Source organism: Mycobacterium sp. WUMAC-067, assembly GCF_020217485.1.
GTDB lineage: Bacteria > Actinomycetota > Actinomycetes > Mycobacteriales > Mycobacteriaceae > Mycobacterium.
On sequence record NZ_JAEKMI010000107.1, the window covers coordinates 1 to 5,203 of the forward strand.

1 protein-coding gene is annotated in these 5,203 nt (G+C 69.3%); it reads left to right on the plus strand.

What is annotated here, in order from left to right; all coding sequences use genetic code 11:
- Positions 1 to 523: 523 nt before the first annotated feature.
- Positions 524 to 5,203: non-ribosomal peptide synthetase (locus JF781_RS27350; protein ID WP_225341341.1), on the plus strand; the 4,680-nt coding region annotated here is incomplete at its 3' end.

Genomic DNA, 5,203 nt, shown 5'->3' on the forward strand with positions numbered 1-5,203 from the left:
GCCTGTTGTGGTCCGACGGCGCGCCGCCTATCACGCGCCGATAACGGTCGCCGCCGCAATGGGCGCCATTAGAACGGCTGAACACCGCGAACCAATCAATACTGTATGTAGCCGGACTACCCTCAATCAGTACTAGAGGTATCTTAAGTGAGGCGATTGACAGGTCTAGTCTACGATTTTGGGTAATTCACAGGACATTAAGTTTGGATAAACCTGGACTACCGGGGTTCTCGTCTACTAGCCTTCCCAACTGTTGCACTCATGTCGACTACGAGAATTTTCGGGGTCGGTGAGCGTCGGCGTTCGATAGCGACACCCGCCGGCTTCGTCGTCTCGGTCGACGACGAACTGCAACGACGGTCGCGGTCGGTCTTTGCCGACGCTCCACCCGATTGCTCGGTGGGGCGCCGGGAAGCAGGTCGCGCCGGCGCGGGGACAACGAGCGGAAGCGGACCGGGCTTCCGTGCGAGCGGTACCAGACAACCGGGGGGTTGAAAGGAAGACCCTGTGGTTGGGGCGTGGGATGCAGCTTGATCCTCAAGCACTTCCGCTGACGCGCGGACAGCTGGACATCTGGCTGGCGCGCGAAACCGGTCACTCCGACACCGAGTGGCAGCTGGGGCTGTTCGTGCGGATCGACGGCATGGTCCAGCGCGACGCCCTGCAGTGGGCGATCCGGCAAGCGGTGCGGGAAGCCGAACCGGCCAGGGCCGCCTTCTTCGAGGTGGACGGCCAGGTTTTCCAGCGGGCGGTCGACTACCCGAACGTCGAGCTGGCCTTTGATGACCTGCGCGACGAGCCCGATCCCGTGCAGGAAGCGCGCCGGCGAGCGTTGGCGATCCAGCGCACGCCCATGCCGCTCACCGGGCCGCTATTCCGGTTCGTCCTGTTCCAGACCGGGCGCACCGAGTTCTTCTTGTTCGCCTGCTGCCATCACATCGTCATCGACGGGACCGGCGTCGCGCTGGTCGGCCATCGCATCGCCTCGATCTACTCCGCGATCGTGTCCGCCGGGCCCATTCCCACGGCCGTCTTCGGCTCCTTGCAGGAGCTGATCGACTGCGAAGCGCAGTACGAACGGTCCGGCGATTACCGGGACGACGAGGCGTATTGGACGGCGAACCTTCCCCCGGACAGCGCCGGGCACCATCGGCTGCCCGGGGAAGCCGCGGAGCGCGACCCGTGGCCGTCCGCCCCGACGGCCCTGGACCCCGCGGTGCTGCGCCGGGTACACCGGTTCTGCGAGGTGTGGGGGGTGTCGGTGACCTCGGTCATCACCGCCGCCTGCGCCCTGCTGGTGCGCGGCTGGTCCGCCGAGGGCCCCGACGTCGTGCTCGATTTCCCGGTCAGCCGGCGCGTGCGTCCGGAGCAGAAGACGCTTCCCGGGATGGTCGCCGGCGTGGTGCCGCTGGTGTTGAGCGTCGCGCCGCAGTCCACGGTCGCCGCGTTCTGCAAACACGTCGAGACACGAATCGACGAAGCGATCCAGCACCAGCGCTTTCCGGTGCACGCGCTGGAGCGCAAGGTCCGCGGGCTGACGCAACCGCCCGAACGGGTCAGCGTCAACTTCATCCCGTCGGCGTTCACGCTGCCGTTCGGCGGTGTCATGGCGTCGGCGTCGTACACGAACTCCGGTCAGGCGGACGGCTTCGGGCTCATCTTCTCCGGCGACGGCGACGACCTCGTCCTCAGCACGGCGGGCATGTGGGAACCGTGGGCCCACCTCGACGCCGCCGACCTGGCGGGACGGCTGCAACAGCTCTTGGTGGCGATGACGGCCGATCCGACCCGGCGGCTGCTGTCGCTGGACGCCGTCGATGCCGACGAGCGCGCCCGGCTCGGCGAATGGGGCAACGCGTCCGCGTTGGGTCGGTCGGCGGCGCCGGTGTCGGTGGTCGAGCTGTTTGCCGTGCAGGCGGCGCGGTCCCCGGATGCGGTGGCGTTGAGCTTCGGGGTTCGGTCGATGACGTATCGGGAGCTCGACGAGGCGGCCAATCGGTTGGCGCACGTGCTGGCCGGTCGTGGGGTGGGTCCGGGTGCGTTTGTGGCGCTGGTGTTTTCGCGTTCGGCCGAGGCGATCGTGGCGATCTTGGGGGTGCTCAAGTCCGGGGCGGCGTATCTGCCGATCGATCCCGCGCTGCCGGCGGCGCGGGTCGAGTTCATGCTCACCGATGCCGCGCCGAGGGCCGCGCTGACCACCGCGGACCTGGCCGAGAGGTTCGACGGGTTCGACGTGATGGTCATCGACGTCGCCGATCCGGCGGTGGCGAGCGCGCCCTGTACCGCGCCCGCCTTGCCGTCCCCGAGCGATGTGGCGCATCTGATCTACACCTCGGGGACCACGGGTGCGCCCAAAGGTGTTGCGGTGACTCAACATAACGTCGCGCAGTTGTTCGATGACCTGCGGATCGGGTTCGCGTTGTCGGGCGAGCAGGTGTGGACGCAGTTCCATTCCTATGCGTTCGACTTCTCGGTGTGGGAGATCTGGGGTGCGCTGCTGCACGGCGGCCGCCTGGTGGTGGTGCCCGATGCGGTGGCCCGCTCCCCGGAGGAGTTCCACGCGCTGTTGGTTGATGAGGGCGTCACGGTGTTGACCCAGACGCCCTCGGCGGCGGGGATGCTCTCGGCGCAGGGGTTAGACGGGACGGCGTTGGTGATCGGGGCCGAGCCGTGCCCGCCCGAGTTGGTGGACCGGTGGGCGCCGGATCGGGTGATGGTCAACGTTTACGGCCCGACCGAGACCACGATGTGGGCGTGCAAGAGCGCGCCGTTGCGGGCGGGGTCGGGGTTCCCGCCGATCGGCTCCCCGGTCACGCGGGCGGCGTTTTTCGTGCTCGACGAGTGGTTGCGTCCGGTGCCGGCCGGGGTGGTGGGCGAGCTGTACCTGGCCGGCCAGGGCGTGGGCGTCGGCTATTGGCGCCGCCCGGGGCTGACCGCGGCGCGGTTCATGGCCTGCCCCTTCGGCGAACCCGGCGCCCGCATGTACCGCACCGGCGACCTCGTGCGCTGGGGCCGCTCCGGATCCGGGGAGGGCCAACTGCGGTATCTGGGGCGCGCCGACGAACAGGTTAAGGTGCGTGGGTATCGCATCGAATTGGGCGAGATCCGCGCCGCGCTGCTCGATGTGCAGGGCGTCGAACGCGCGGCGGTGCTCGTCCGTGAAGATCGTGCCGGCGACAGGCGTCTCGTCGGCTATGTGACAGGAGCCGCTGACCCGACCGATATTCGGGCCCGGTTGGGTCGGCGGCTCCCCACGTACATGGTCCCGTCGGCGGTCGTGGCGCTCGACGCGTTGCCGCTGACGGTCAACGGCAAGCTCGACGTCCGGGCCCTGCCCGCGCCGGACTACCAGGGCGGCAACGGATATCGCGGTCCGGAAAACGCCATCGAGGAAATCCTGGCCGGCATCTTCGCCCAGGTCCTCGGCGTCGATCGCGTCGGGATCGACGACTCCTTCTTCCACCTCGGCGGCGACTCGCTGTCGGCGATGCGGTTGGTCTCCGCGGTCAACACCGGCCTCGACGCCCACCTCGGGGTGCGGGCGCTGTTCGAGTCGCCCACGGTCGCCGAGCTGGCGCCGCAGGTGTGCGGCGGGGGAAGCAAGCTCGCGCGGGTGGTGGCGGCCGAGCGGCCGGCCGAGGTGCCGTTGTCGTTCGCGCAATCCCGGCTCTGGTTTCTCGACCAGCTGCACGGGCCGTCGCCGGTGCACAACATGGCGGTGGCCCTGCGGCTGCGCGGGCGCCTGGACACCGACGCCATGGGCACCGCCCTGGGCGACGTGGTGGCCCGCCACGAAAGCTTGCGCACGGTGTTCGTCGCGTCCGAGGGGACCCCCCGGCAGGTGGTGGTCCCGGTCGACGGCGCCCGGGTCGGCTGGCAGGTCATCGACGCCGGCGGGTGGCCGGTCGGCCGGCTGAGCCAGGCCATCGAGACCGAGGCGTGTCACCGATTCGATCTGTCCAACGAGATCCCTTTGCGGGCAAAGCTTTTCCGGCTCGCCGATGACGACCACGTGTTGGTGGCGGTGGCCCACCACATCGCCGCGGACGGATGGTCGCTGACCCCGCTGGTGCGCGACCTCGGCGCGGCCTACGTGCGCAGGTCCAGCGGGCAGGCCCCGGATTGGGCGCCGCTGCCGGTGCAATACGTCGATTACACGCTGTGGCAACGCGCCCAATTCGGTGACCTCGACGATCCGGGCAGCCCCATCGCCGCGCAGCTGAGGTATTGGCGGGACGCGCTGGCCGGGATGCCCGAACGCCTCGAATTGCCGACGGATCGCCCCTACCCGCTGGTCGCGGATCACCGCGGAGCGCGCATCGACGTCGAGTGGCCGCCCGAATTGCAGCAGCAGGTCGCGCAGGTGGCGCGGGCCCACAACGCGACCACCTTCATGGTCGTGCAGGCGGCGCTGGCCGTGCTGCTGTCGAAGGTCAGCGCGAGTTCCGATGTGGCGGTGGGGTTCCCGATCGCCGGCCGCGGCGATCCCGCGCTCGACGACGTCGTCGGCTTTTTCGTCAACACCCTCGTTTTGCGGGTCGACCTGGGCGGCAACCCCAGCGTCGCCGACCTGCTGGCCCGGGTTCGCCAACGCAGCCTGGCGGCCTACGAACACCAGGACGTGCCCTTCGAAGTCCTGGTCGACCGCCTCCATCCCACCCGCAACCTGACCCATCATCCGCTGGTCCAGGTGGTGTTGGCCTGGCAGAACCTGCCCTGGCAGCACGACGGCCCCGCCGCCGGCCTGGAGCTCGGCGATGTGCGGGTCACCCCGCTGCCGGTCGACACCCAGGTCGCCCGCATGGACCTGGTGTTCTCCCTGGCCGAACGGTGGGACGAACAGGGCCGGCCCGCAGGCATCGGCGGCATGGTGGAGTTCCGCACCGACGTCTTCGACGCGGACAGCATCGAGACGTTGATCGAGCGGCTGCGCAGGGTGCTGGCGGCCATGACCGCCGACCCCGGCCGCCGGCTTTCGTCGATCGATCTGCTCGACGCCGCCGAGCACGAACGGCTCGACGACATCGGCAACCGGGCTGTGTTGGCCGTGCCGTCGATGTCCCTGGTGTCGATCCCGGCGTTGTTCGCCGCGCAGGTCGCCCGCGCCCCGGGGGCGGTGGCGATCACCTGCGGCGGGCGGTCGTTCAGCTACCGCGACGTGTACGAGGCCACAAATCGGTTGGCGCACTTGCTCGTTGGGCAC